Below are 23,555 nucleotides of genomic sequence, written 5' to 3' on the forward strand. Positions count from 1 at the left end.
AAAAACGGCCCCGGGATTGCTCCCAGGGCCGTCTTTGTCGCGAAAAGCGTGCGATTACATTCCGTCGCCGTCGGTCGCTTCTTCGACCTGAGCTTCCATCGACTCTTCCATAGCGTCGGTCTGATCGTCCATGGCGTCGGCGGTTTCATCGGTAATCTGACCCGAATCTTCCATCGCGTCGATGGTTTCATCGCGCTCTTCTTCCATGGCTTCGATTTCGTCTTCAGCGGCGTTCTCGGCCGGGCTGTCGCATGCGGCAAGGCCGAGGCCCAGCGCTGCGACCGAAGCGATAGCTGCGCTCTTGAAAGTAACCTTCATATCAATCTTCCCCTTAATGGTTTGGGAGTCGCGACCTAGCAACGCTTGGCCCCCTTGATAAGCAAAAAATGTCCGAAATGTGTCAACCGACTATGCTGCGCTGCACAATAAACGACAGGCCGAGCAGGACGATCGCGCCTACGGCCCCCAGCAAAAGGGCTTCCGCGCTGATCGCCTGCAGCGCCATCTTGTCATTCGCAAAGGCGTGCGTTGCCAGCGCACCTACGCTGCCAACTCCCATGTTAGCGAAGCTTTGCCGCAACGTGTCGCGGCGCATCATGATCGATGCGAGCCATCCGATCGCTGCACCTACCGTCATTAAAATAAGTAATGCCATTGCTCGTCAAACGCTGCCTGTCTCCTCACTCCTGCAACGGCAGGACCGGTATTTGGTTCCATTCGAAACCAATCGCCCCGGCAACGGTCAAAAGAACGCCAACAGCGCGCAACCCATGGCGACGCGGTAGAAGACGAACACAAGCATCGAAGCGCGCTTCAGGAAATTCATCAAGAAGGCCATGGTGAGGAAGGCCGCAATGAAGGTCAGCACCCCTGCGATCAATGCATCCATTGCGAGGGTAGCGCCCGCTTCGAAAATTTCGGGCACGATCAGCACGCCTGCACCGGCCACCGCCGGGATCGACAGCAGGAAGGAGAAGCGCGCCGATTCGTAGCGCGAATAGCCCAGTGCCCGCGCCGCCGTCATGGTCACGCCCGAACGGCTGGTACCGGGAATGATCGCCAGCGCCTGCGCGATGCCGACGATCAGTCCGTCGCGCCAGCTCATATCCTCGAACTTCTTCACTTCCTTGCCGAGCCAGTCGGCGAGACCGAGCGCGATACCGTAGACGATGAGGTTGAAAGCGATGAGATCGGTAAAGCGGATCGAGCTCATCAGGTCGTCGTCGATCACGGTGATATTGAACCATGTCTCCGCAATCGAATTGAACGCGCCGAGCTTGATCGCAAGGCCGAACGCGACCGCCGGGATGGTCCCCAGTACGATCCACCAGAACAGCCGCCGCTCGCTCGGCGCATCGGGCCGGTCGGTTCCGATGCCGATGCTCGCAAAGCCGCCGCGCGCGAGCGTGAGCACGTCCTTGAAGAAATAGACGATGATCGCAAGCAGCGAGCCGACATGCACCGCCACGTCGATCAGCGGGCCCTGGTCGGGAAACTCGGTAAAATTGGGGATCAGGATCAGGTGTCCCGACGACGAGATCGGGAGAAACTCCGTGATCCCCTGGACCACCGCGATGATGAGGAGCTGCAGGAATGTCATGGCGGAGGTCCGACCCTTTGCAAATGCACCGCGATTGCGGACGCAGCGCCCTTACCCACCCCCATCCCCTCCCGCAAGCGGGAGGGGCGCGAGACTTCATCGGGCCCGGGTGTCTTGGGGGGCGAGCGCTAGTCTTAGCGGTGCGGGCTTGGCTCTATCCCTACCAAATTCTCACACGTTCTTCGGGCGGGAGGTAAAGTTTGTCGTCTTCCGTCACGTTGAAAGCATCGTACCAGGCATCGATGTTCCGCACGACGCCATTGACGCGATATTCTTCCGGACTGTGGCTGTCGGTGCGCAGGCGCTGGCGATAGTTCTCTTCCCGCTGCGCCGAACGCCAGACCTGTGCCCAGGCGAGGAAGAAGCGCTGGTCGCCGCTGAGCCCGTCGATCACCGGAACGTCCTGCCCTGCGGTCGCGATCTTGTAAGCGCGATAGGCAAGGCTGAGCCCGCCCAGGTCGCCGATATTCTCGCCCAGCGTGAAGCGCCCATTGACACAGGTTTCGCCGTCGTCGAGCGGGCAGAAAGCGTCATATTGCGCGACCAGCGCGTCGCCCCGCTCGTCGAAATTGGCGCGATCCTGGTCCGTCCACCAGTTCTCGAGCTTGCCGGTGGCGTCGTATTTCGAGCCCTGGTCGTCGAAGCCATGGCCGATCTCGTGGCCGATGACACCGCCGATCGCGCCGTAGTTCACCGCCGGGTCCGCGGTCAGCCCGAAGAAGGGCTGCTGCAGGATCGCGGCCGGAAAAACGATCTCGTTCTTGGTCGGGTTGTAATAGGCGTTGACCGTCTGCGGAGTCATGAACCACTCGGTGCGGTCGATCGGCTGGCCCAGCTTGGCGACATTGTCCTCGAGCTGCCAGGCATCCGCTGCCAGCGAATTGGCGATGGGGTCGTCGGGCGTCACTGCAAGACCCTCGTACACCTCCAGATTGTCGCGATAGCCGATCTTGGGATCGAAGCTGGCAAGCTTGGCCAGCGCCTGCTCCTTGGTCTCTTCGCCCATCCACTCGATCTCGTCGATCGACTGCGCCATCGCCTTGCGCAGGTTCACGACCAGTTCTTCCATCGCCGCCTTGTTCTCGGGTGGGAAATAGCGCTCCACATAGCTCGCGCCGACGAGCTCGCCGAGCGCGCCCTCGGTGGCGGCGATCGCACGCTTCCAGCGCGGACGCTGCTCCGGCGTCCCGCGCAGGGTCTTGTCGTAGAGTTCGAACTGCGCCTCGTCGTATTTCTTCGGCAACAGGTGGTTGTGGTCGGAGATGAATTCCTTGATCGTCCACGCCTGCAGCGTCGCCACCGGCGTTTGGTTGAGAAGGCCCATCATCCCGGGAAGACCGCTGCCGATCTGCGCGAGCTGCTCCTCGGTAAGCCCCAGTGCCCTGGCCCGCTCGTCCGACGGCGGCATCGCGGAAACGACGAATTTTGGCGATGCGGCAAAGCCGATCTTCTCCAGCATCGCCTGCACCGGCACATCGCCGGACAAGGCCGCAAGCTCGTCTGCCGACAGCGCATGGTAGGTAAGGTCGCGGTTGCGGCGGGCCGTGCGCTCCCAGATCACGTCGCGCGCCATCTTTTCTTCGAGCGCATACACCGCCTCGGCGGTCGCCACCGGATCGTCATAGCCACCCGCTTCGAGCATCATGGCCATGTAATCCTTGTACTTCTGCTGGATTTCGCGGCCCTTCTCGCTGTCGTCGAGGTAATAGTCGCGATCGGGCAGCCCGAGGCCGCCAATGCCGATATAGGCGACATACTGGTCTGGCTGCTTGGCATCGACATTCACGAAACCGCCAATCGGCGAGGAATAGCCCGCTTCGGCCCAGATCATCGCCAGTTCGTCCAGTGTCGTCGCTGCGGCGATGCGGCTGACATAGGGCTGGATCGGCGCAAGGCCGCGGGCTTCGATGGCATCGGTATCGAGGAAGGCGTTGTAAGTGTCGACAATGCGACGCTCGTCATGGGAAAGCGACTCGCGGGGCCTGGCGACCAGTTCGTCGATCAACGTTTTCACGTCCTCGGTCGATTTTTCGCGCAGCAGGTTGAATGCGCCGAAGCGGCTGAATTCGGCCGGGAGCGGATTGGCATCGAGCCATTCCTGGTTGACGTAGGCGAAGAAGTCGTCGCCCGGATCTACCGTATCGGACAACAGGTCGGGATCGACGCCCCAGCTGCCGAAGCTCATCGTCGGCGTCCGGTCTTCCTCCAGATAGTCGGCCTGGTTGGGATCGGTCTCTCCGCTCTGAGCCGTAGCAGGTGCAGCGAGAGCAAGCGCAAAGGCGCTCGCGGAAGTGGCGAAAACGGTGCGGATCATGGGAGAGCCCCCTCTCGATTGGACGATATTCCGGAGCGACCGTCCGGGATTTCAGAATACCGGCATAGAGCGATTGCCGCGCGAATGCAGTCATTCATCGGCTGGGAACGCCATCCGTCGAAAATCCGGCGCTGGGCGACGTCAGGCCGCGCCGGCCTGCGGCATGTCGAATTGCAGCTTGGCCAGCCGCGCATAGAGCCCGCCCGCCGCCGTCAATTGCCGATGCGTGCCCTGCTCGACGATCCGGCCGTCTTCCATCACCACGATGCGATCCGCCGCGCGGACGGTCGCCAGGCGGTGCGCGATGACCAGCGTGGTGCGGTCTTCCATCAACTGCTCGAGCGCATCCTGCACCAGCCGCTCGCTTTCCGCATCGAGCGCGCTGGTGGCTTCGTCGAGCAGCAGGATCGGTGCATCGCGCAGCACCGCGCGGGCGATGGCGATGCGCTGTTGCTGGCCGCCCGACAGCCGCGTGCCGTCCTCGCCCAGGAAGGTGTCGAGCCCCTCGGGCAGCGCGCGCAGGAATTCCTCCGCATTGGCGGCACGGGCAGCTTCCCAGATGGCCTCGTCGCTCGCGTACCAATTGCCGTAGCGCAGATTGTCGCGGGCATTGGCGCTGAACAGCACGCCATCCTGCGGGACGAAGGCAATGCGCTCGCGCACGTCGCGCGGATCGACACTGGTCAGCGGAATGCCGTCGAGCCGGACGGTGCCCGCCTGCGGATCGTAGAAGCGTTCGGCAAGCTGGAAGATAGTCGACTTGCCCGCACCCGAGGGGCCGACGATAGCCACGGTTTCGCCCGGCTCGACCTCCAGCGTAAAGTCGCGCAGTGCGGGCGGCTCGGGCCGGGTAGGGTAACGAAAAGTGACGTTGCGGAAAGAAAGGCTTCCGCGCGCAGGGGTGGGCAACGATTGCGGGCGGGCGGGCGGCGCGATCTGGGCCGAAGCGGTGAGCAATTCATTCAAGCGGCTCGCCGCGCCTGCGCCGCGCAGCAAGTCGCCATAGACCTCGGTCAGCGAACCGAAAGCGCCCGCGACGAGGCCGCCGGTGATGACAAAGGCAGCAATCGTGCCGCCCGAAATCGCGCCTTCGCTCACGCCCACTGCGCCGCGCCACATCAGCAGGGTGATGGAGCCGAAGATCAGCAGGATGATAACCGAAGTCATCGCGGCGCGGATCAGTATGCGGCGTTTGGCGACGGAGAATATCTGCTCGACCGCTTCCCCGAACCGCGTTGTCTCGCGGGTTTCCTGATTGAAACTCTGGACAATTTTCATGGCCGACAGGACTTCGGTGACCATCGCGCCGACATCGGCAACCCGGTCCTGGCTGGTGCGCGAGACATTGCGCAGTCGCCGCCCGAATACCGTGATCGGGATCACAACGGCGGGGATGACCAGCGCCATGCCGAGCGTCAGCGACGGGGCGAGATAGAACAGGTAGATCGTGCCGCCGATCGCCATCAGCGTGTTGCGCAGCGCCACGGAGACGGTCGTGCCGACGACCTGCTCGATAATCGCCGTATCGCTGGTCATGCGGCTGGAGATTTCCTTGGGGCTGTTCTCTTCGTAAAAGCCCGGTTCCTGCCGCAGCAGGTTGGCGTGCACTTTCAGGCGGATATCGGCGACCACCCGCTCGCCGATCCAGCTGACGAAATAGAACCGCAGCGCCGTGCCGATCGCCAGCACACCGACGATCATCAGCAGATAGCGGAACCAGCGTCCGATATTGGCCGGATCGCCGTTACCGCCGAAGCCGTTATCGATGATCAGCTTGAAGCCCGCGGGGATTGCCAACGTCGCCGCCGCCGTAATCAGCAAGGCGAAGAATGCCAGCGCCACCTTGTCGGGATATTTCGCCGCCTCGCGATAGATCATCCGCAGCGGCCCGAGCGAGCGACGCTTTGGCTCGGCGCCCTGCTCCGGCTCGCCTTCGAACAGGCGCTGGGCCGAAGCGGGGTCGGAAGACGATGCTGCAGGGAAGGGTTCGGTATCGGACATCCGCCTTGGCCCCTAGCGCTCCATTCCGGCAAAATCCACAACGGCAAAAGGGCCGGGTGGGCATGGACAAGGATTTGTGCATTGCACAATGCATCGATAGGGGCCACATTCGTGCCAACCACGGGCTGGGAGAGCCCGCAAGGGGAGCCGGAGAGCTCCACGCAGGGGAAACGCATTGCTTTACCAAGCCTATGAATTGCAGCGCAATTGGCTCAATTCGGTCAGTTCCATGGCCTCGATGAGCGCCGAGATGCTGACCAGCCCGGCCAATCCGCTGAGCCATTTCGGTATCGGCTCCATGACCGCCAACGCGCTCGATGTGTTCGCACACGCCACGGCGAGCTACGCCAAACCGGCTTTCGGTATTACCGAAATCGAGAAAGACGGCGAACTTCACCCGGTCGAGGAAGCGACCGTGGTCAACCGCCCGTTCGGCGACTTGAAGCGCTTCCGGCACACCGGCCTGCCCGAAAGCTCGCCCCGGCTGCTGATCGTGGCACCGATGAGCGGGCACTATGCCACGCTGCTGCGCGGTACGGTCGAGCGCATGCTGCAAAGCTGCATCGTCTACATCACCGATTGGGCCGATGCGAAGCTGGTGCCGATGCACGAGGGCCATTTCGACCTCGACGATTACATCGATTACCTGATGGAATTCCTCGAACAGATCCGCGTGGAGAGTGACGGCCAGCGCCCTCATATGATGGCGGTGTGCCAGCCTTCTGTCCCGGCCTTTGCCGCGACTGCGCTGCTCAATCAGAACAATTCGCCCGCCACCCCGCTGACGCTGACGATGATGGGCGGCCCGATCGACACGCGCGAAAGCCCGACCAGCGTCAACGACCATGCCATGAACCGTCCGATCGAATGGTTTCGCCAGTCGGTGATCGCGACCGTGCCGATGCAGCATCGCGGCGCCGGACGCCGGGTCTATCCCGGCTTCATGCAGCTTTCGGCCTTCATGAGCATGAATCTCGGCAACCACATGATGAGCCATTACGAGATGTTCAAACATCTCACCGCCGGAGATGAAGAGAGCGCGCAGGCCACCAAGGATTTCTACGACGAGTATCGCGCGGTGTGCGATATGACCGCTGAATTCTACCTCCAGACGGTCGAGGAGGTGTTCCAGAAGCACTCGATCCCCAACGGCACGTTCCGCCATCGGGGCGAGCTCGTGGATCTCGATGCCATCACGGACACTGCACTATTGGCCATCGAAGGCGAACGCGACGACATCTCGGGCCTCGGCCAGACCAAGGCCGCGCTCGACCTGGCCGATTGCCTGCCCGATGCCAAGAAGCGGTACTTCATGGCCGAGGGCGCGGGGCACTACGGCATCTTCAACGGCAGCAAATGGCGCGACATGATCGCTCCTGTCGTCGAAGAGTTCATCGACGAACACGGGGCTGTTCGCGCCTAGGTAGGCGGGCGCTCGACCTTGGGCGCCCGCAAGAAAATGCGCTTGATTACCCGCCGCGCCCATAACAGCAGTGCGATGACGAGCACCAGCAGAGTGAAGGCGATCCCGCCTGCCACCAACGGGTTCTCGTAGGCGAGATAGAGCAGGCCCGCTGTCGCCACGTCTTCCACGGTCGACACCGCAACATTGCTGACCGGCTCGGGCGAGGTGTTGACCACCGCCCGCGCGCTGGCCTTGCCGCCATGGGCGAGAAAGCTGGCCCCGCCGCCGAGGATGAAGGCGATCACCTGCGCCGCCGGGTCGGACGGATCGACGATCGCCAGCGCCAGCAGTGCCCCGCCGACCGGGCGCACCGCGGTGTGAACCGTGTCCCACAGGCTGTCGAGCCACATCACCTTGTCGGCCAAGAATTCGGCCAGCGCGGCGATGGCGGCGATGCCCATCACCCACGGATTGGCGAGCACGGTCAGGCTCTCGAGATGCTCGGGCAACGGCAATGCACCGAGCCGCATGGCGAGACCGGTGCCGAATATGCACAGGTAAAGCCGCCAGCCCGCCAACAGGCTGACACTGCCTGCGATCCCGATGATCTCCATGATGCCCATTCTCTTTGTGTAGCCTCAAACGCCGGCGGATGCATCCGCATCGTTGGCTTTCCTCGCTCACGCGACCTGAAGGCCGCATCGCTGCGGGCGGCCTTGCAGGTGACCTTTGGTCAGCTGCGTCTTCGACTTCGCTTCCGGCCTTGCGAGGCCTCTCGGCCTCGAAATCAGCGCAAGAAAAAGGCGGCGCAGGAAGACCCAAACGCCGCCTTTTGATCTTGGTCACGGCATCAAAGCGCGACTGCGCGTCGGCCGGTCAGGCCGCCTCCGCGGAGGTGGCGCGACGCGCCTACCGCGAGCGCAAGAGACTCATTAAAACACCTCGAACATGCCCGCAGCGCCCATGCCGCCACCGACGCACATGGTGACGACGACATATTTCGCGCCGCGGCGCTTGCCTTCGATCAGCGCGTGGCCGACGCAGCGCGCGCCGGTCATGCCGTAGGGGTGGCCGATCGAGATCGAGCCGCCGTTGACGTTGAGGATATCGTTGTCGATCCCGAGCTTGTCGCGGCAATAGAGGACCTGCACCGCGAAGGCTTCGTTCAATTCCCACAGGCCGACGTCGTCGTGCTTGATGCCGGTCTGTTCGAGCAGCTTGGGGATCGCGAAGACCGGGCCGATGCCCATTTCGTCGGGCTCCGTCCCCGCCACCGCCATGCCGACATAGCGACCGAGCGGCTCGAGGCCCTTCTGCTCGGCAACCTTCGCTTCCATCAGCACGCTGGCCGAGGACCCGTCCGAGAGCTGCGAAGCGTTACCGGCGGTGATGACCTTGTCCGGGCCCATGACCGGATTTAGCGACTGCAGCCCTTCCAGCGTGGTCGAGGGGCGGTTGCCTTCATCCTTGGTGATGGTGACTTCCTGGCTGGAGACTTCGCCCGTCTCCTTGTCCTTCACCATCATGGTGGTGTTGACCGGCACGATCTCGTCGTCGAACTTGCCCGCTTCCTGCCCGGCGGCGGTGCGCATCTGCGACTGCAGCGCGTATTCGTCCTGCGCTTCGCGGCTGATGCCGTAGCGCTCGGCCACCGTCTCGGCGGTCTGGAGCATCGGCATGTAGACATCCTTGTGCATCGCGATCAGCGACTTGTCGGGCGCGACGCGCATTTCCGGGGTCTGGACCATCGAAATCGAATCCTGACCGCCGCCGACGACGATATCCATATTGTCGACGATGATCTGCTTGGCCGCGGTGCTGATCGCCATCAGGCCCGAGGAGCACTGGCGGTCGATCGTCTGCGCCGCGACGCTGACGGGAAGACCCGCACGCAGCGCGACCTGGCGGCCGATATTGCCCGACTGGGTACCCTGGGTGAGGACGCAGCCCCACACGACATCGTCGATCTCGCCGCCTTCGATCCCGGCGCGTTCGACTGCCGGGGCAAGCGAGAACGAACCGAGCGTCGCGCCGGGGGTGGCATTGAAGCCGCCCTTGTAGGCGCGGCCGATAGGGGTGCGGGCGGTGGAAACGATGACTGCGTCACGTGACATGGGAAATTCCTATTTCGTCATCCCAGCGAAGGCTGGGATCTGGTTAAATCTGGTGCTTGGTCGAGGGAGATCCCAGCCTTCGCTGGGATGACGGTCAGACGAAAAACTGCGTGATCCACTCGCACATCAGTGCGGGCTTGTCCTCGCCTTCGATCTCGATGGTGATCTCGGCGGTCTGCTGCCATTGGCCGGGGCGCTTCTCGATCATTTCGACCAGCTCCCAGTGGCCGCGGATACGCTTGCCGACACGCACCGGGGCAATGAAGCGCGTCTTGTTGCCGCCGTAGTTCACGCCCATCTTCACGCCGTCGATCTTGGGCATGTCGGAATTGGCGCTGAGATAGGGGATCATCGACAGCGTCATGAAGCCGTGGACGATGGTGCCGCCGAACGGCGTCATCTTGGCCTTTTCCTCGTCGATATGGATGAACTGGTGATCGCCGGTCGCATCGGCGAACATGTTGACCTTTTCCTGTGTCATCTCGACCCATTCGCTGGTGCCGATGTTTTCGCCGACCTTGGCTGCGAGATCCTGTGGGGACATGCGCTTCGCTCCTATCCTGCGTTATCGGCGCGACTCCGAGCGTGGGCGCGCCTGTTGCTAAAGGCTCATGCCGCATCATACCGCGCGTGGCAATGGAGGTTTCCGTAAACGTCAAGCTGACGCTACGGCATCGGTTGCAATCGGATTGCGACGGGCCGTCACCCCCATCCCTTACGCAGCTTTAACCAAGCGTCGCTATCGACGGCAGGGTGCCGGCGTTGTGCCTGCACGCATGGAGGACTCATGCTCTCGACGGCCCTGAAACGACTGCTGAACCCGATGCTTTTCGTGCCACTCGCCATCGCCTTGGTGAGCCTGGTCGAACTGGCCATTGCCGACCGCAAATACGGCGTTTTTACCGGCGGGTTCGGCCAATCGACGGCGGTCGACACGGTCGGCGAGCTGGCACTCTTCCTGGCAGGCTTCGCCATCGCTCAACTGGCCGCGGGGCTGGTGGCGTGGCGTCTGGCGGCATGGCTGGCGCGCAAATCCGGCACGCCCGTTGCGATGGTCCATTTCGCCTTTCTCTACGGCGGGCTGAGCCTGCTGGCGCTGACGCTGCAATACCAGCTGCATTCCTATTTCAGCGACGCTGTCAGCTTTGCCCTGCTCACCCAACTCGGTGGCGGCAGCGCGACCGATGCGCTGCTCTTCGCCAAGAACGAGATCGCGCTGGGGCTGGCAGGCTTCGCCGGTTTCGCGCTGGCGTGGTGGCTGGCGGTCAAGCTGGTGCGCAGGCTGACCCGAAGCGAAGATGTGTCCACGCCCACCGGCCCCGCATGGCGCTGGATCGCCGCCGCATGGACCGGCCTGCTCATAGCCATCATCGCCATCCCGCGCACCGGCAGCGACAGCGCGCGCGGGCTGGAACGCGTTCTCGTGTGGAACGGGGTCAGCCGGGCCGCCGCACAGGCCACCGATTTCGACGGCGACGGCTATGGCCTGGCCGGACGCCAGCTCGACAGACACCCCTTCGACGCGGCGCGCCATCCCCTCGCACTCGACATTCCCGGCAACGGGATCGACGAGGACGGCTTCGGCGGCGATCTGGAGCTCGTCTCCATCCCGCAAACAGCCCCCGACACGACGCTGACCGGCGCGAAGCCGCATGTCATCATTGTCGTCTTCGAAAGCACCCGCTTCGACGTGATCGGCAAGCGGATCGACGGCCAGCCCGTCGCGCCCAACCTCGAAGCTCTCGCCGTGCAAGGCTCTGCGATCGTCCCGACATACAGCCATGTCGGCTTCACCACGGAATCGCTCAAGTCGCTGTTCGGCGGTGCGCTGACAGTCGAGCCCGGGGCGCCGAGCCTGTTTCGCGATTTCAAACGCAGCGGCTACGGCATCGGCGTATTCTCGGGGCAGCCGGAGGACTTCGGCGGTATTTCCGAAGCGGTCGGCATGCGCGACAGCGCCGATATCTTCGTCGATGCCGAAAAGCTCAAGGACCAGCGCGCCTTCAGCTTTGCCGCGCAGGGATCGCTGCTCGTGGACGAAGGCATCATCCTCGACCAATTCGACAAGGCGCTGGGCGATGCGCAAGACTGGCAGCAGCCGCAATTCGTCTATCTCAATTTCCAGTCGCCGCACTTTCCCTATCACCAGCCCGCAATAGGCGAGCGTTTCGCCCGGCCACCGGTGACGCGCGGCGAGATCAACGCGGGCAATGCGGCGCAGGTGCAGCAGACCTATTGGAATGCTGTCGCGCACACCGATGCGGCGCTAGGCCGTCTCATCGCAAAGCTCAAAGAGGTAGGCGCGTGGGACAACACGCTGATGCTGGTGACGGGCGATCACGGCGAAGCGCTGTTCGAACGCGGCTTTCTGGGTCATGGCCATGTCATCAACCGGCTGCAGAACGGCACCTTCCTCGTCAGCAATCGCCCGCTTGACGGCGTCGAAGCCCCTATCGCGCAGAGCGACATCCGCCGCATCCTGCTCGGCCAGCTCGGCGCAGACCAGCCGGCAGCCGAGCGCCACGCGCCTTTCATGCATATCGGCCCGCTCGATGCCCCGGCCAAGATCGGCATGGTCGATTCCGGCTACGGGATCGTCTCGCTGCGCTTCGACCGCAGCGAAGCCTGCTTCGAACGCGAAGACCGGTGCTTTGCCTATGACGGTCTGGAAGGGGCCAGGCATGCCGCGATCGACAGGCTGGTCGCACGCTGGGGCTCCGAACGCTGGGCCCGCCGCCAGCGCTAGAGCCGTTCAGCCGCGCGATTGCTGCGCCGTCAGCGCCTGTCGGTCCATCATGGCCTGCTTGGCGCGCGGCACCCTGGGCGCATCGAACCGCTTGAGATAGCTCCACAGCGCGCATTGCACGCCGACCAGCAGCAGGATGAAAGGCTGGTAGGCAATCCCCTGGAACAGCGAACCGACGAGGTAGATGACCTGCGCATATTGCAGCGCGGTGGCCAGCGGGGCCTGCCATTGTTCGCCGTCGCCGGTTTTCTGGCGCCAGCGGCGACGGATCTTCTCCATCTGCCACAGGCCGAGCGCGTGCAGCCATATCCACGCGATGAAGCCGGGCCAGCCCTGTTCGCCGAGCACTTCGAAGAAGGCCGAGTGGAACGCGCGCGCTTCGTCGACGACTTGCTTGTATTCGACGTTGACCGTGTTTCCTTCGCCCGTCCGCACCGGCATGTTGTATTCGAAGCGGTTGGCGCGGTAGATATCGAAACCGCCGCCGAGCGGATTTTCCTGCACGTATTCCCAGGTCCATTCCCACACCGCCACGCGGGTCGAGGCCGACTGGTCGCCATCGTGGCTGCCGATCGTGGCCATGCGGTCGTAATAGCTCTGCGGAATGAAGGGCAGCGCCATTACCCCCAACACACCGCCTGCGAGCAGGAACATCGCGCGTCGCTTCACGTCGCGCAGCGCCAGCACCAGCAGAACCGCGATGCACACGAGGCCGGTGCGCGCCACCGTGCCGAAGGGGATCAGCAGGCAGGCGAAGATCAGCGCATAGGCGAACAGCTTGACCCGCCAGTCGGGCACGAAGATCGTGCCATGCCGGGTGAACCAGATGATGAGCGGTATGATGCCGACCGCCACGGTCGCCAGTGTCGAGCTTTCGTAGATGCCGCTGTTGTCATTGACGAAGAGCGCGAGCACGCCGTAGCCCCCGCCGCCCGCCACGGTCTTGATTGCGCCGGAAATGATGATCGCTCCGACACTGAGCGCCATGACCAGCGCGGCCGCTTCGATACGCTTGCGGGTGGTCAGCGTGAACGGCAGGAAGATCGCGAAGAACAGCGCTTTCCAGACCCATTCCCATTTGGTTCCCGCCGGTTCGGGAAAGGGCGTGCCCTGCAGCGTAAAGAAGCACCACACCAGCAGGAACGCCAGCACGCCCTGGCGCAGCGTGAAGCGGACATTCTTCTTGCTGTCGGTCAGCAGCCAGCCGGCAAAAGCGGCGCAGAAGGCGATCAGCGAAACCGGTATGTCGGAGAAAAAGCCGAAGGCGATCTTCTGCGGTGCGAGGATGTCGATCCACAGGTAGGACAATACCCACAGGAACGGGCGCCGCAGCCCCATCGCCATGAAAAGCCCGAAAAAGCCGAGGAAGAACAGGTCCGTCATGCGCCCGTCGCGTCTTCGTCGACCGGGGAGGCCACATCCACCTCGCTATCGACCGTGTCGTCAACCATCAGCCGGTACAGCGCGAGGAAGAGGATGCCGTGGACCAGCAGGAGGGTGAACATGTCGATCATGGCAGCGCGCTCGGTTCCTCTGGCATTTCACCCGGCAGCACAGGCATCATTGCTCGGCTGCCACCCGTGCGCCTAGCACCAGCGAGTTGACGCCCCGTTAAGCACAATGCGGCTAAGCCATGGTCCCATGACCCGCGTGCTCCACGTTCTCGACCATTCGCTGCCGCTGCACAGCGGCTATACCTTTCGCACCCGCGCGATCCTGAAAGCGCAGCAGGCAGCGGGAGTGGAGGTGCGCGGCATCACTGGATTGCGCCACAGCGCCGAAGGGCCGGATCAAGAAACGATCGACGGGCTGACGTTTTACCGCACGCGCGGCGAGGCGTCGGGCCCGCCGGGCGTGCGCGAGTTCCGCGAGATCGGTCGGCTGGCGGATACCATCGTCGACCTGGCGCAGGATTGGCGACCCGATGTCCTGCACGCCCATTCGCCCGCGCTGGACGGTCTGGCCGCAGTGCGCGCGGGGCAGCGGCTCGGCATTCCCGTCGTCTACGAAATCCGCGCCTTCTGGGAAGATGCGGCGGTCGGTAACGGAACGGGCCGCGAAGGTTCTTTCAAGTACCGCCTGACCCGTGCGCTGGAAAACCGCGTTGTGGCGCAGGCGGATGCCGTCTTCACTATCTGCGAGGGCCTGCGCGACGACCTGGTCGCGCGCGGGCACCCGGGCGGCAAGATCGGCATCTCGCCTAACGGCGTGGATCTCTCGCTGTTCGGCGAACCACCGGCACGTGACGATGCGCTCGCCGAGGAGTTGGGCATCGCTACCGGGCCGGTCATCGGCTTCATCGGCAGCTTCTACGATTACGAAGGTCTCGACGACCTGATTGCCGCCATGCCGCTGCTGCTTGAGCGTGAGCCGGGCGCGCAACTGCTACTGGTTGGCGGCGGACCGAAGGACGAAGCGCTCAAAGCGCAGGCTGCAGCCAGTTCTGCCGCACAGGCCATCCACTTCACCGGCCGCGTGCCGCATGCGGAGGTCGAGCGCTATTACTCGCTGATCGACGTGCTCGCCTATCCGCGCAAGCGCAGCCGCCTGACCGACCTCGTCACGCCGCTCAAGCCGCTGGAAGCGATGGCGCAACGGCGGCTGGTGGCGGCTTCCGATGTCGGCGGGCACCGCGAACTGATCGAAGACGGGATCACCGGAACGCTGTTCGCGGCGGACGATCCGGCAGCGATCGCCGATGCCCTTGCTTCGCTCTCCCGGCACAAGGACCAATGGCAGGCCATGCGGGAACGCGCCGCGCACCATGTCGCCGAGCATCACGATTGGGCGCGCAATGTTCATCGTTATCAAAGCGTTTACCATCATTTGCTAGCCAGTGGCCCGAATGGGCAATTGTCCGCAGCAGCCTGATGGTCTGCCGGCTCCGCCCATGGCGCTGAAGGAAGAGTGAGCAAGAGCATGGCAGACACGGCAAAGCGCAAAAGCGGTTCGCAACCGCCGATCAGCGCCCATCCGGCATTTCCGGCCATAGTCGCGCTGTGGTTCGCCGCACTGTTCGGTATCGGCAGCCTCGTCTTGCCCTCCATGCTATTCGAGCGCTTGATGGGCGCAGCGCCCGACTTTTCCACGCGCCTGACGATCGCTGCAGCGTGCGCGCTGTTCGGCGCACTTGGCGGCCTCCTTGTCGCCCGCAAGGTCGTCGCATCCCAAGGTGCTGCAAAGGAAAGCAGCATACGCGCTCCGAGAGCGCCGCGCTCCGGCCACGAGGGACCCGCCAAACGCCCGATCGTGGCAACCGAAGAGCTGGGAGAGGAAGGTCTCGGACCGGTCGCCGATGTCAATGCTTTCGATGACGACGCGCAAAAACAGCCCCTTCCCGGCCGCCGCCGCGCGCTTTCGGTCACGGACGATACCGGTCGCAGCGAATATCTTGAGTATGTCCCGCTACCCGGCGACGGCGAGATCGCCCAGAACGATATCGACGAGCCCGAAGATGATTCCGGCGAACCGGAACAGGCCAGAGACGACGACGCGCTGCCACTCGACACCTTTGCAATCGCCGATCCCGCCAATTGCGGTGACCGCAGCAATACCGCGGCGGAAGACGATCCCCATCAAGCCGACCATGCCGAAACGCTCGAAGACTTGCGCAATCCGGTCGAGGGGGAGATCGATCACGACGCGGCAGAAGCGGAGAAGCACTCCGATGACGACGCGCCGGCCCCGATGTTCGCTCCGCTGGCCGCCGATACCCGCAGCCAAGGCGAAGCCGGGCGGCCGTTCGATGCGCCCCGCGCGCCATTCGGCAATGCGGTCGCAGTCGACACGGACGCGCCCGCAGACACCATTGATGCTCCAGCCTTTGCGGCCCCGCCCGCAGGAGATACGCCCGCAGGAGAAACGGACACCCTAGTCGAAACTTCGCTCGACAATCATGCCGACAGGCCGCTTGCGGAACTGTCGGTGTCCGAATTGATCCAGCGCTTCGCCTCTTCGCTCGAACGGGAGCGCGAACAAAATGCTGTCGCCGCTATCGAGCCCGAAACCGGCACCGGCGACGAACCTGCCGAAATCGCCGAGCAGCCTGACGAGGACGAAGCGGCAGAGGCGGTCGCCCCGTTTGCCTTCGAGCGGGTGTCCGTCGACGACGATCCGTTTGAAGATGCAGACACCGAAGATGCTGACGAGGCGGAGACGGCCGCACCCCTGTTCGCTCCGCTCGCCCCGGCAGCAATGCAGGGGGATAGCGACGATACTGCCGAGGCCGTCGACGACGAAGACGCCCATGCTGCCGTGCCGACGGCCCTGCGCCCGCTCGACCTCGGTGCCTTCGAGGAAGACGACCAGGATGAAGACGATCCGTTCGCTTCGAGCCTGAGCCTGGGGTCTAGGTCGGCCCCAATGGACCGACCCTTCGATGCTCCGACAGCGGTCTTCGGTGGGCCCGCCGACGAGTCCGAGGCTGAAACGGCTCCGGTCTACAATCCCTTCGCCGCGCAGGCGCAGCCGCCCGCGCCGGTCGAAGCTGAAGACAAATCTTCCGCACCCTTTTCGCTGGCGGCCGAGTTCGCCCAGACTGCCGAAGATGAGGACGATGACGAGGATAGCCATGACGAGAGCGATTCGGCTGCGGGCTACAGCTCGCTGCTGAACATGAAGCGCACTCTCGGATCGAGCCAGGAATTCGTCCGTATCGAGGACGAAGACGAAGGCGACAGCGAAGCCGGCGACGCGCCCACCCCCGAGGCCGTGACGTTCCCGGGCGAGGCGCCTGCCGGAACTTCACCCATTGGGGAAGCGCGGCCTTTCGATGCCCCGCCGAACGCAGAGCAGGCCATGAACGGCATGAGCCGGCATGCCCCGACCATCCCGGCACCGCAACCGGCCGATCCGGCGGAAACGGAAAAGGCCCTGCGCGAAGCGCTGGAGAAGCTGCAAAGGATGAGCGGCGCCGCCTGATTGCGCCGGCACAATCCGCACGGACGTCTCGCCGATGACGGGCGGGCGGGAGGGCGGGCGCCTGGCGTTTGCACACCTGTCGCTTGAGCGCGGCCAAGACTTTCTTGCATCCTTCGCACTTGCAAAAAACATATCCTGTCTGCAAAAGACCGGTTCGCGAAAGTTTCGGTCCGGGACAGCCCGTCGAGACGCGTGCTTAATTGCCGCGCCCCGCCGCCTGCGGTGCGTGTGCGGCATTCGACAGGATTGGCTTTATGACACACCCCGCTCCGCAGGGCCTCTATCATCCGCGCAACGAACACGACGCCTGCGGTGTCGGTTTCGTTGCGCATATCAAGGGCGAGCGGAGCCACGGGATCGTCACGCAGGCGCTGCAGATCCTCGAAAACATCGACCATCGCGGTGCGGTCGGCGCGGACCCGCTGCTGGGCGACGGCGCGGGCATCCTGTTGCAAGTGCCCGACCCGCTGTTCCGCAAATGGGCAACGAACGAAGGTCATGAATTGCCCGGCCCGGGCGACTATGCAGTGGCGATGTGCTTCCTGCCGCAGGACGCTGAAGCGCGCGATTTCGTAACCGCGCAACTCGAAAAGTTCGTCGCCAAGGAAGGCCAGCACGTGATCGGCTGGCGCGATGTCCCTCTCACCATGGACGGGCTGGGCAAGGCAGTCGTGGACTCGATGCCGGTGATCCGCCAGTGCGTGGTCGGACGCGGCACCAATTGCGCCGACCGGGATGCGTTCGAGCGCAAATTGGTCGTTATCCGCAAGCAGACGTTGAACCCGCTCGCCAAGCTGGCCGAAAAGCACGGCCTGCCTGATCTGACGCAGAGCTACATACCGAGCTTCTCGTCGCGAACCATCGTGTACAAAGGCCTGCTGCTGGCGAACCAGGTTGGTTCGTTCTACGACGATTTGCGCGATCCCGATTGCCAGTCGGCGCTCGGCCTCGTCCACCAGCGCTTCAGCACCAACACCTTTCCCAGCTGGCGACTCGCCCACCCCTATCGCTTCATGGCGCACAACGGCGAGATCAACACCGTCCGCGGCAATGTGAACTGGATGAACGCGCGCCGCCGCACGATGGAAAGCGAGCTGCTGGGGCCGGATCTCGACAAGATGTGGCCGCTGATCCCGCATGGCCAGTCCGACACGGCATGTCTCGACAATGCGCTCGAACTGCTGCTGGTCGGCGGCTATTCGCTCAGCCATGCGATGATGATGCTGATCCCCGAAGCCTGGGCCAAGAACCCGCTGATGGATCCCAGCCGCCGCGCCTTTTACGAATATCACGCCGCGCTGATGGAGCCGTGGGACGGCCCCGCCGCCGTCGCCTTCACCGATGGCCGCCAGATCGGCGCAACGCTGGATCGTAACGGCCTGCGCCCGGCCCGCTTCTGCGTGACGAAGGACGATATCGTCTGTCTCGCTTCGGAAAGCGGCGTGCTGCCGTTTGCCGAGGAAGACATCATCCGCAAATGGCGCCTGCAGCCGGGCAAGATGTTCGTGATCGATCTGGAGCAAGGCCGCATCATCGAGGACGCCGAACTCAAGGCCGATCTCAGCCAGGCCCACCCCTACGCCGAGTGGCTCGACTCCGCGCAGTACAAGCTCGACGATCTCGACGTGGTCGATCCCGAATTCGCCGAGCTGCCGCAAGACGAGAACATGGAAACGCCCACGCTGCTGCAGGCGCAGCAGGCGTTCGGCTACACGCAGGAAGATATCACGCGCTTCCTCGAGCCGATGATGACCAATGCCGACGATCCGATCGGTTCGATGGGCACCGACACGCCGATCGCCGTGCTCTCCGAAAAAAGCCGCCTGCTCTACGATTATTTCAAGCAGAACTTCGCGCAGGTCACCAACCCGCCGATCGACCCGATCCGCGAAGAGCTGGTGATGAGCCTGCTCTCGATGATCGGCCCGCGCCCCAACCTGCTCGGCCGCGATGCCGGTACGCACAAGCGGCTCGAGGTCAGCCAGCCGATCCTGACCAATGAAGATCTGGCCAAGATCCGCTCGGTCGAAAGCGCGCTCGACGGCGCGTTCCGCACTGCGACGGTCGATATCACCTGGGATGCCGGCAGCGGAGCCGAGGGCTTGCAAATGGCGCTCAAGGAAATGTGCTGGGCGGCGACGGAAGCGGTCCTGCAGGACGCCAACATCCTGATCCTGTCCGACCGTACTCAGAACGAGGAGCGGATCCCGATCCCGGCGCTGCTCGCCACCGCTGCCGTGCATCATCACCTCGTGCGCCAGGGCCTGCGGATGCAGACCGGCCTGGTTGTCGAGACCGGCGAAGCGCGCGAAGTGCATCACTATTGCGTGCTCGCGGGGTACGGCGCGGAAGCGATCAATCCCTATGTCGCGCTGGAAACGCTCGAAGACCTGCGCCGGCGCAAGTTCACGAACCTTTCCGCCGAAGAGGTGCAGGCGAACTACATCAAGGCTGTCGGCAAGGGCATCCGCAAGGTCATGTCCAAGATGGGCATCTCGACCTACCAGTCCTATTGCGGCGCCCAGATCTTCGACGCGGTCGGCCTGTCGAGCGATTTCGTCGAGAACTTCTTCACCGGCACCGCGACCACCATCGAAGGCATCGGTCTGCAGCAGGTCGCCGAAGAAGCCGTGCGCCGGCACAAAGTCGCTTACGGCAATGATCCGATCCATCGCACGATGCTCGATATCGGCGGCATCTACCAATACCGCCTGCGCGGGGAAGACCATGCCTGGACGCCGACCAATATTGCGTCGCTCCAGCATGCCGTGCGCGGAAACGATGCCAGGAATTACGAAGAATTCGCGAAGTCTATCAACGAGCAGTCCGAGCGGCTGCTGACGATCCGTGGATTGATGGAATTCAAGCCCACGAGCGACGGCCCGATCCCGCTCGACGAAGTCGAACCGGCGAAGGACATCGTCAAGCGCTTCAGCACCGGCGCGATGAGCTTCGGCTCGATCAGCCATGAAGCGCATTCGACGCTCGCCATCGCCATGAACCGCATCGGCGGCCGCTCCAATACCGGGGAAGGCGGCGAAGAGCCGTTCCGCTTCACGCCGATGGACAATGGCGATTCGATGCGCAGCCGGATCAAGCAGGTCGCCAGCGGTCGTTTCGGCGTGACAACGGAATATCTCGTCAATTCGGACGATATTCAGATCAAGATGGCGCAGGGCGCGAAGCCCGGCGAAGGCGGGCAGCTGCCCGGCCACAAGGTCGACAAGCGCATCGGCGCGGTGCGACATTCGACGCCGGGCGTCGGCCTGATCTCCCCGCCGCCCCACCACGACATCTACTCGATCGAGGATCTCGCGCAGCTGATCCACGATCTGAAGAACGTGCAGCCGGAAGCGCGGATTTCCGTGAAGCTCGTCTCCGAAGTGGGCGTCGGCACGGTGGCCGCAGGCGTCTCCAAGGCGCGCGCGGACCATGTCACGATCTCGGGCTATGAAGGCGGCACCGGCGCCTCGCCGCTGACGTCGCTGACCCATGCCGGATCCCCTTGGGAGATCGGTCTGGCCGAGACCCAGCAGACGCTACTGCTCAACGACCTGCGCAACCGCATCGCGGTGCAGGTTGATGGCGGCCTGCGCACCGGGCGCGACGTCGCCATCGGGGCGCTACTCGGCGCGGACGAGTTCGGCTTCGCGACCGCTCCGCTGATCGCGGCCGGCTGCATCATGATGCGCAAGTGCCACTTGAACACCTGCCCGGTCGGCGTGGCGACGCAGGACCCGGAGCTGCGCAAGCGCTTCACCGGCACGCCCGAGCATGTGATCAACTACTTTTTCTTCGTCGCCGAGGAGCTGCGCCAGATCATGGCCGAGATGGGCTTCCGCACCGTCGAGGAAATGGTCGGCCGCGTCGATCGCCTGGATACGCGCCGGGTGAACCGCCACTGGAAGGCCGCGGGCGTCGATCTCAGCCGCTTGCTGCACCAGGTCGAGCTGCCGGAAGGCGCTTCACTCAATCACACCGAGTCACAGGACCACGGCTTGGGCGCGGCGATGGACAACGAGCTGATCGCGGCGTGCCAGCCAGCGATCCAGAGCGGCGAGCCGGTCGTGCTCGACCGCGAGATCCGCAACGTGAACCGCACGGTGGGCACCATGCTTTCCGGCGAGATCGCCAAGGCGCATGGGCACGAAGGGCTCAAGCCCGACTCGATCCGGATCAACCTGAGCGGGGTTGCAGGCCAGAGCTTCGGCGCATGGCTCGCCCATGGCGTCACGCTCAATCTCACCGGCGATGCCAACGACTATGTCGGCAAGGGCCTGAGCGGCGGACGCATCATCGTGAAGCAGCCCGAAGGCGTCGATCGTGCCCCGGCAGAGAATATTATCGTAGGCAATACCGTGCTCTATGGCGCGATTGCCGGCGAGGCCTTCTTCCAGGGCGTCGCGGGCGAGCGTTTCGCGGTCCGCAATTCAGGCGCCATCGCGGTCGTCGAAGGCGCGGGCGACCATTGCTGCGAGTACATGACCGGCGGTGTCGTCGTGGTACTGGGCGCAACCGGGCGCAATTTCGCTGCCGGCATGAGCGGCGGCATCGCCTATGTGCTCGATGAAGACGGCAGCTTTGCCGACCTGGTCAACCCGGCGCAGGTCGAGCTCGAGCGGATCACCGCCGATGCGGATGACAGCGACAGCGAGAACCGCCCGGTCCAGCGGCCGCGGTCGGTGCATGATTTCGGCATGGGCGACATGCTGCGCCACGATGCCGAACGGCTGCGCATCCTCGTCGAGCGGCACAAGCTGCATACCGGCTCGGCCAAAGCCGCCGTGCTGCTGGAGGACTGGGACGCAAGCCTCGCCAAATTCGTCAAGGTCATGCCGGCCGACTATCGCCGGGCGTTGAAGATGCTCGAGGAAGAGCGCAACGAAGCGGCCATGGAAGCAGCGGAGTGAAATCGAACGTCATCCCAGCGCACGCTGGGATCTCTCTCAATCTGGCGCTTGGCCAGCAACAGATCCCAGCTTTCGCTGGGATGACGAAAGTAGGGTAACGTGGGCAAGGAAACAGGCTTTCTCGAACTCGACCGGCGCGAGCGCGATTATATCGCGCCCGAAGAACGTCTGAAAAGCTGGCGCGAATTCATCAAGGAACCGCCGGTCGAAGAGCTCGCCGCGCAGGCCAGCCGCTGCATGAATTGCGGCATTCCGTATTGTCACAACGGCTGCCCGGTGAACAACATCATCCCGGACTGGAACCACCTGGTCTATGAAGACGACTGGCAGAATGCGCTGACGGTGCTGCATTCGACCAACAATTTCCCCGAATTCACCGGCCGCATCTGCCCCGCCCCGTGCGAGGCGGCGTGCACGCTCAACATCGTCGACCAGCCGGTGACGATCAAGTCGATCGAGGCGGCCATCATCGACCGCGGCTGGCGCGAAGGCTGGGTCAAGCCCGAACCGCCCGAAAACGAAACCGGCAAGTCGGTCGCCGTGATCGGCAGCGGCCCAGCCGGGCTCGCCTGCGCGCAGCAATTGGCGCGCGCGGGCCACGCGGTGACGGTGTTCGAGAAGCAGGACCGGATCGGCGGCCTGCTGCGCTACGGCATTCCCGACTTCAAGATGGAGAAACACCTGATCAACCGGCGCGCCGTGCAGATGGAGACCGAAGGCGTGACCTTCAAAACCAGCGCAGAAGTCGGCGTAGAAGTCAGCTTCCAGGCGCTGCGCGAGAATTTCGATGCGATCGTGCTGTCGGGCGGGGCGGAAGAGCCGCGCCCGCTCGATATTCCGGGCGCGGAAATGTCCGGCGTTCGCTTCGCCATGGAATTCCTGACCCAGCAGAACAAACGCAATGCCGGCGACGACGAAGTCCGCGCCGCCCCGCGCGGGACGCTGTCGGCCAAGGACAAGCATGTGATCGTGATCGGCGGCGGCGATACCGGCAGCGACTGCGTCGGCACCTCCAACCGGCAGGGCGCCAAGAGCGTTACCCAGCTCGAAATCATGCCCAAGCCGCCGGAGAAGGAAGACAAGGCGCTGACTTGGCCCGACTGGCCGCTCAAGCTGCGCACCAGTTCCAGCCACGAGGAAGGCGTCGAGCGTGACTGGTCGGTCTTGACCAAGCGCGTAGTCGGCGACGGCGAAACCATGACCGGGCTCGAATGCGTCAGGATCGAGTGGCGTGATGGCCAGATCGAGGAAATCGAAGGCAGCGAGTTCACCCTGCCCGCGGACCTTATCCTGCTCGCCATGGGCTTCACCGGTCCGAGGAAACGCGGCCTTCTCGACAAGGCCGGCGTCACCATGACCGAGCGCGGCAATGTCGAGGCCAACGAGCAGGACTACGCCACCAGCGAACCGAACGTCTTCGCCTGCGGCGACATGCGGCGCGGGCAAAGCCTGGTCGTCTGGGCGATCCGCGAAGGGCGCCAGTGCGCGCGCGCGGTGGACGAAGCATTGATGGGCGTGTCCGAACTTCCCCGCTAACCGATGCGC

16 protein-coding genes are annotated in these 23,555 nt (G+C 63.9%); 6 read left to right on the top strand and 10 right to left on the bottom strand.

The window, feature by feature from the left end:
- Positions 1-54: 54 nt before the first annotated feature.
- The 5 genes from EL2594_RS11865 to EL2594_RS11885 all read right to left on the bottom strand — a co-directional run bounded on the left by EL2594_RS11865 (position 55) and on the right by EL2594_RS11885 (position 5,915).
- On the bottom strand, positions 55-318 hold the full coding sequence (locus EL2594_RS11865; RefSeq protein WP_011415325.1) for a hypothetical protein: 264 nt from the start codon (positions 316-318) through the stop codon (positions 55-57).
- An 82-nt stretch (positions 319-400) separates the two neighbouring features.
- On the bottom strand, positions 401-655 hold the full coding sequence (locus EL2594_RS11870) for a hypothetical protein (protein WP_041685317.1): 255 nt from the start codon (positions 653-655) through the stop codon (positions 401-403).
- An 87-nt stretch (positions 656-742) separates the two neighbouring features.
- Positions 743-1,600 carry an undecaprenyl-diphosphate phosphatase gene (locus tag EL2594_RS11875; RefSeq protein ID WP_011415327.1) on the bottom strand — a complete coding sequence of 286 codons (858 nt, stop codon included), beginning with the start codon at positions 1,598-1,600 and terminating at the stop codon, positions 743-745.
- A 160-nt stretch (positions 1,601-1,760) separates the two neighbouring features.
- A complete protein-coding gene (locus tag EL2594_RS11880; protein ID WP_011415328.1) occupies positions 1,761-3,914 on the bottom strand; it encodes a M13 family metallopeptidase in 2,154 nt (717 codons plus the stop codon).
- Positions 3,915-4,055: 141 nt separating this feature from the next.
- Complete coding sequence (locus tag EL2594_RS11885; RefSeq protein ID WP_011415329.1) at positions 4,056-5,915, bottom strand: ABC transporter transmembrane domain-containing protein; 1,860 nt, start codon at positions 5,913-5,915, stop codon at positions 4,056-4,058.
- A 175-nt stretch (positions 5,916-6,090) separates the two neighbouring features.
- Here EL2594_RS11885 and EL2594_RS11890 point away from each other — a divergent pair, with 175 nt between their 5' ends.
- Positions 6,091-7,338: a polyhydroxyalkanoate depolymerase gene (locus EL2594_RS11890; RefSeq protein ID WP_011415330.1), complete on the top strand. Its 1,248-nt coding sequence runs from the start codon at positions 6,091-6,093 to the stop codon at positions 7,336-7,338.
- Here EL2594_RS11890 and EL2594_RS11895 read toward each other — a convergent pair.
- The 3 genes from EL2594_RS11895 to EL2594_RS11905 all read right to left on the bottom strand — a co-directional run bounded on the left by EL2594_RS11895 (position 7,335) and on the right by EL2594_RS11905 (position 9,978).
- Entirely contained in the window at positions 7,335-7,943 is a 609-nt protein-coding gene (locus tag EL2594_RS11895; protein WP_011415331.1) for a DUF4126 domain-containing protein, read from the bottom strand. The two genes, EL2594_RS11890 and EL2594_RS11895, sit on opposite strands and share 4 nt — an antisense overlap.
- Positions 7,944-8,252: 309 nt before the next feature.
- Positions 8,253-9,434: an acetyl-CoA C-acyltransferase gene (locus EL2594_RS11900; protein WP_011415332.1), complete on the bottom strand. Its 1,182-nt coding sequence runs from the start codon at positions 9,432-9,434 to the stop codon at positions 8,253-8,255.
- A 94-nt stretch (positions 9,435-9,528) separates the two neighbouring features.
- Complete coding sequence (locus EL2594_RS11905; protein WP_011415333.1) at positions 9,529-9,978, bottom strand: MaoC family dehydratase; 450 nt, start codon at positions 9,976-9,978, stop codon at positions 9,529-9,531.
- A 243-nt stretch (positions 9,979-10,221) separates the two neighbouring features.
- Between EL2594_RS11905 and EL2594_RS11910 the strand changes: the two genes are divergently transcribed.
- On the top strand, positions 10,222-12,180 hold the full coding sequence (locus EL2594_RS11910; protein WP_011415334.1) for an LTA synthase family protein: 1,959 nt from the start codon (positions 10,222-10,224) through the stop codon (positions 12,178-12,180).
- 6 nt (positions 12,181-12,186) lie between these two features.
- Here EL2594_RS11910 and EL2594_RS11915 read toward each other — a convergent pair whose 3' ends face one another.
- Both EL2594_RS11915 and EL2594_RS15760 read right to left on the bottom strand, forming a co-directional pair.
- Positions 12,187-13,563 carry a putative O-glycosylation ligase, exosortase A system-associated gene (locus EL2594_RS11915; RefSeq protein WP_011415335.1) on the bottom strand — a complete coding sequence of 459 codons (1,377 nt, stop codon included), beginning with the start codon at positions 13,561-13,563 and terminating at the stop codon, positions 12,187-12,189.
- A complete protein-coding gene (locus tag EL2594_RS15760) occupies positions 13,560-13,694 on the bottom strand; it encodes a hypothetical protein (RefSeq protein WP_011415336.1) in 135 nt (44 codons plus the stop codon). The genes EL2594_RS11915 and EL2594_RS15760 overlap by 4 nt, the downstream gene beginning before the upstream one ends.
- Before the next feature lie 127 nt (positions 13,695-13,821).
- Here EL2594_RS15760 and EL2594_RS11920 point away from each other — a divergent pair, with 127 nt between their 5' ends.
- From EL2594_RS11920 to EL2594_RS11935, 4 genes are all read left to right on the top strand, one after another.
- Positions 13,822-15,051 (top strand): TIGR04063 family PEP-CTERM/XrtA system glycosyltransferase, encoded by a 1,230-nt coding sequence (locus EL2594_RS11920; RefSeq protein ID WP_011415337.1) that lies wholly within the window; start codon positions 13,822-13,824, stop codon positions 15,049-15,051.
- A gap of 48 nt (positions 15,052-15,099) precedes the next feature.
- Positions 15,100-17,100 carry a hypothetical protein gene (locus EL2594_RS11925; protein ID WP_011415338.1) on the top strand — a complete coding sequence of 667 codons (2,001 nt, stop codon included), beginning with the start codon at positions 15,100-15,102 and terminating at the stop codon, positions 17,098-17,100.
- Between the two features lie 254 nt (positions 17,101-17,354).
- Positions 17,355-22,010, top strand: a complete 4,656-nt coding sequence (gene gltB / locus EL2594_RS11930) for a glutamate synthase large subunit (protein ID WP_011415339.1) — start codon at positions 17,355-17,357, stop codon at positions 22,008-22,010.
- A 99-nt stretch (positions 22,011-22,109) separates the two neighbouring features.
- Positions 22,110-23,546 (top strand): glutamate synthase subunit beta, encoded by a 1,437-nt coding sequence (locus EL2594_RS11935; protein ID WP_011415340.1) that lies wholly within the window; start codon positions 22,110-22,112, stop codon positions 23,544-23,546.
- The last annotated feature ends 9 nt before the right edge of the window (positions 23,547-23,555 follow it).

It is taken from the genome of Erythrobacter litoralis HTCC2594 (assembly GCF_000013005.1).
In the GTDB taxonomy this organism is placed as follows: Bacteria; Pseudomonadota; Alphaproteobacteria; order Sphingomonadales; family Sphingomonadaceae; genus Parerythrobacter; species Parerythrobacter litoralis_A.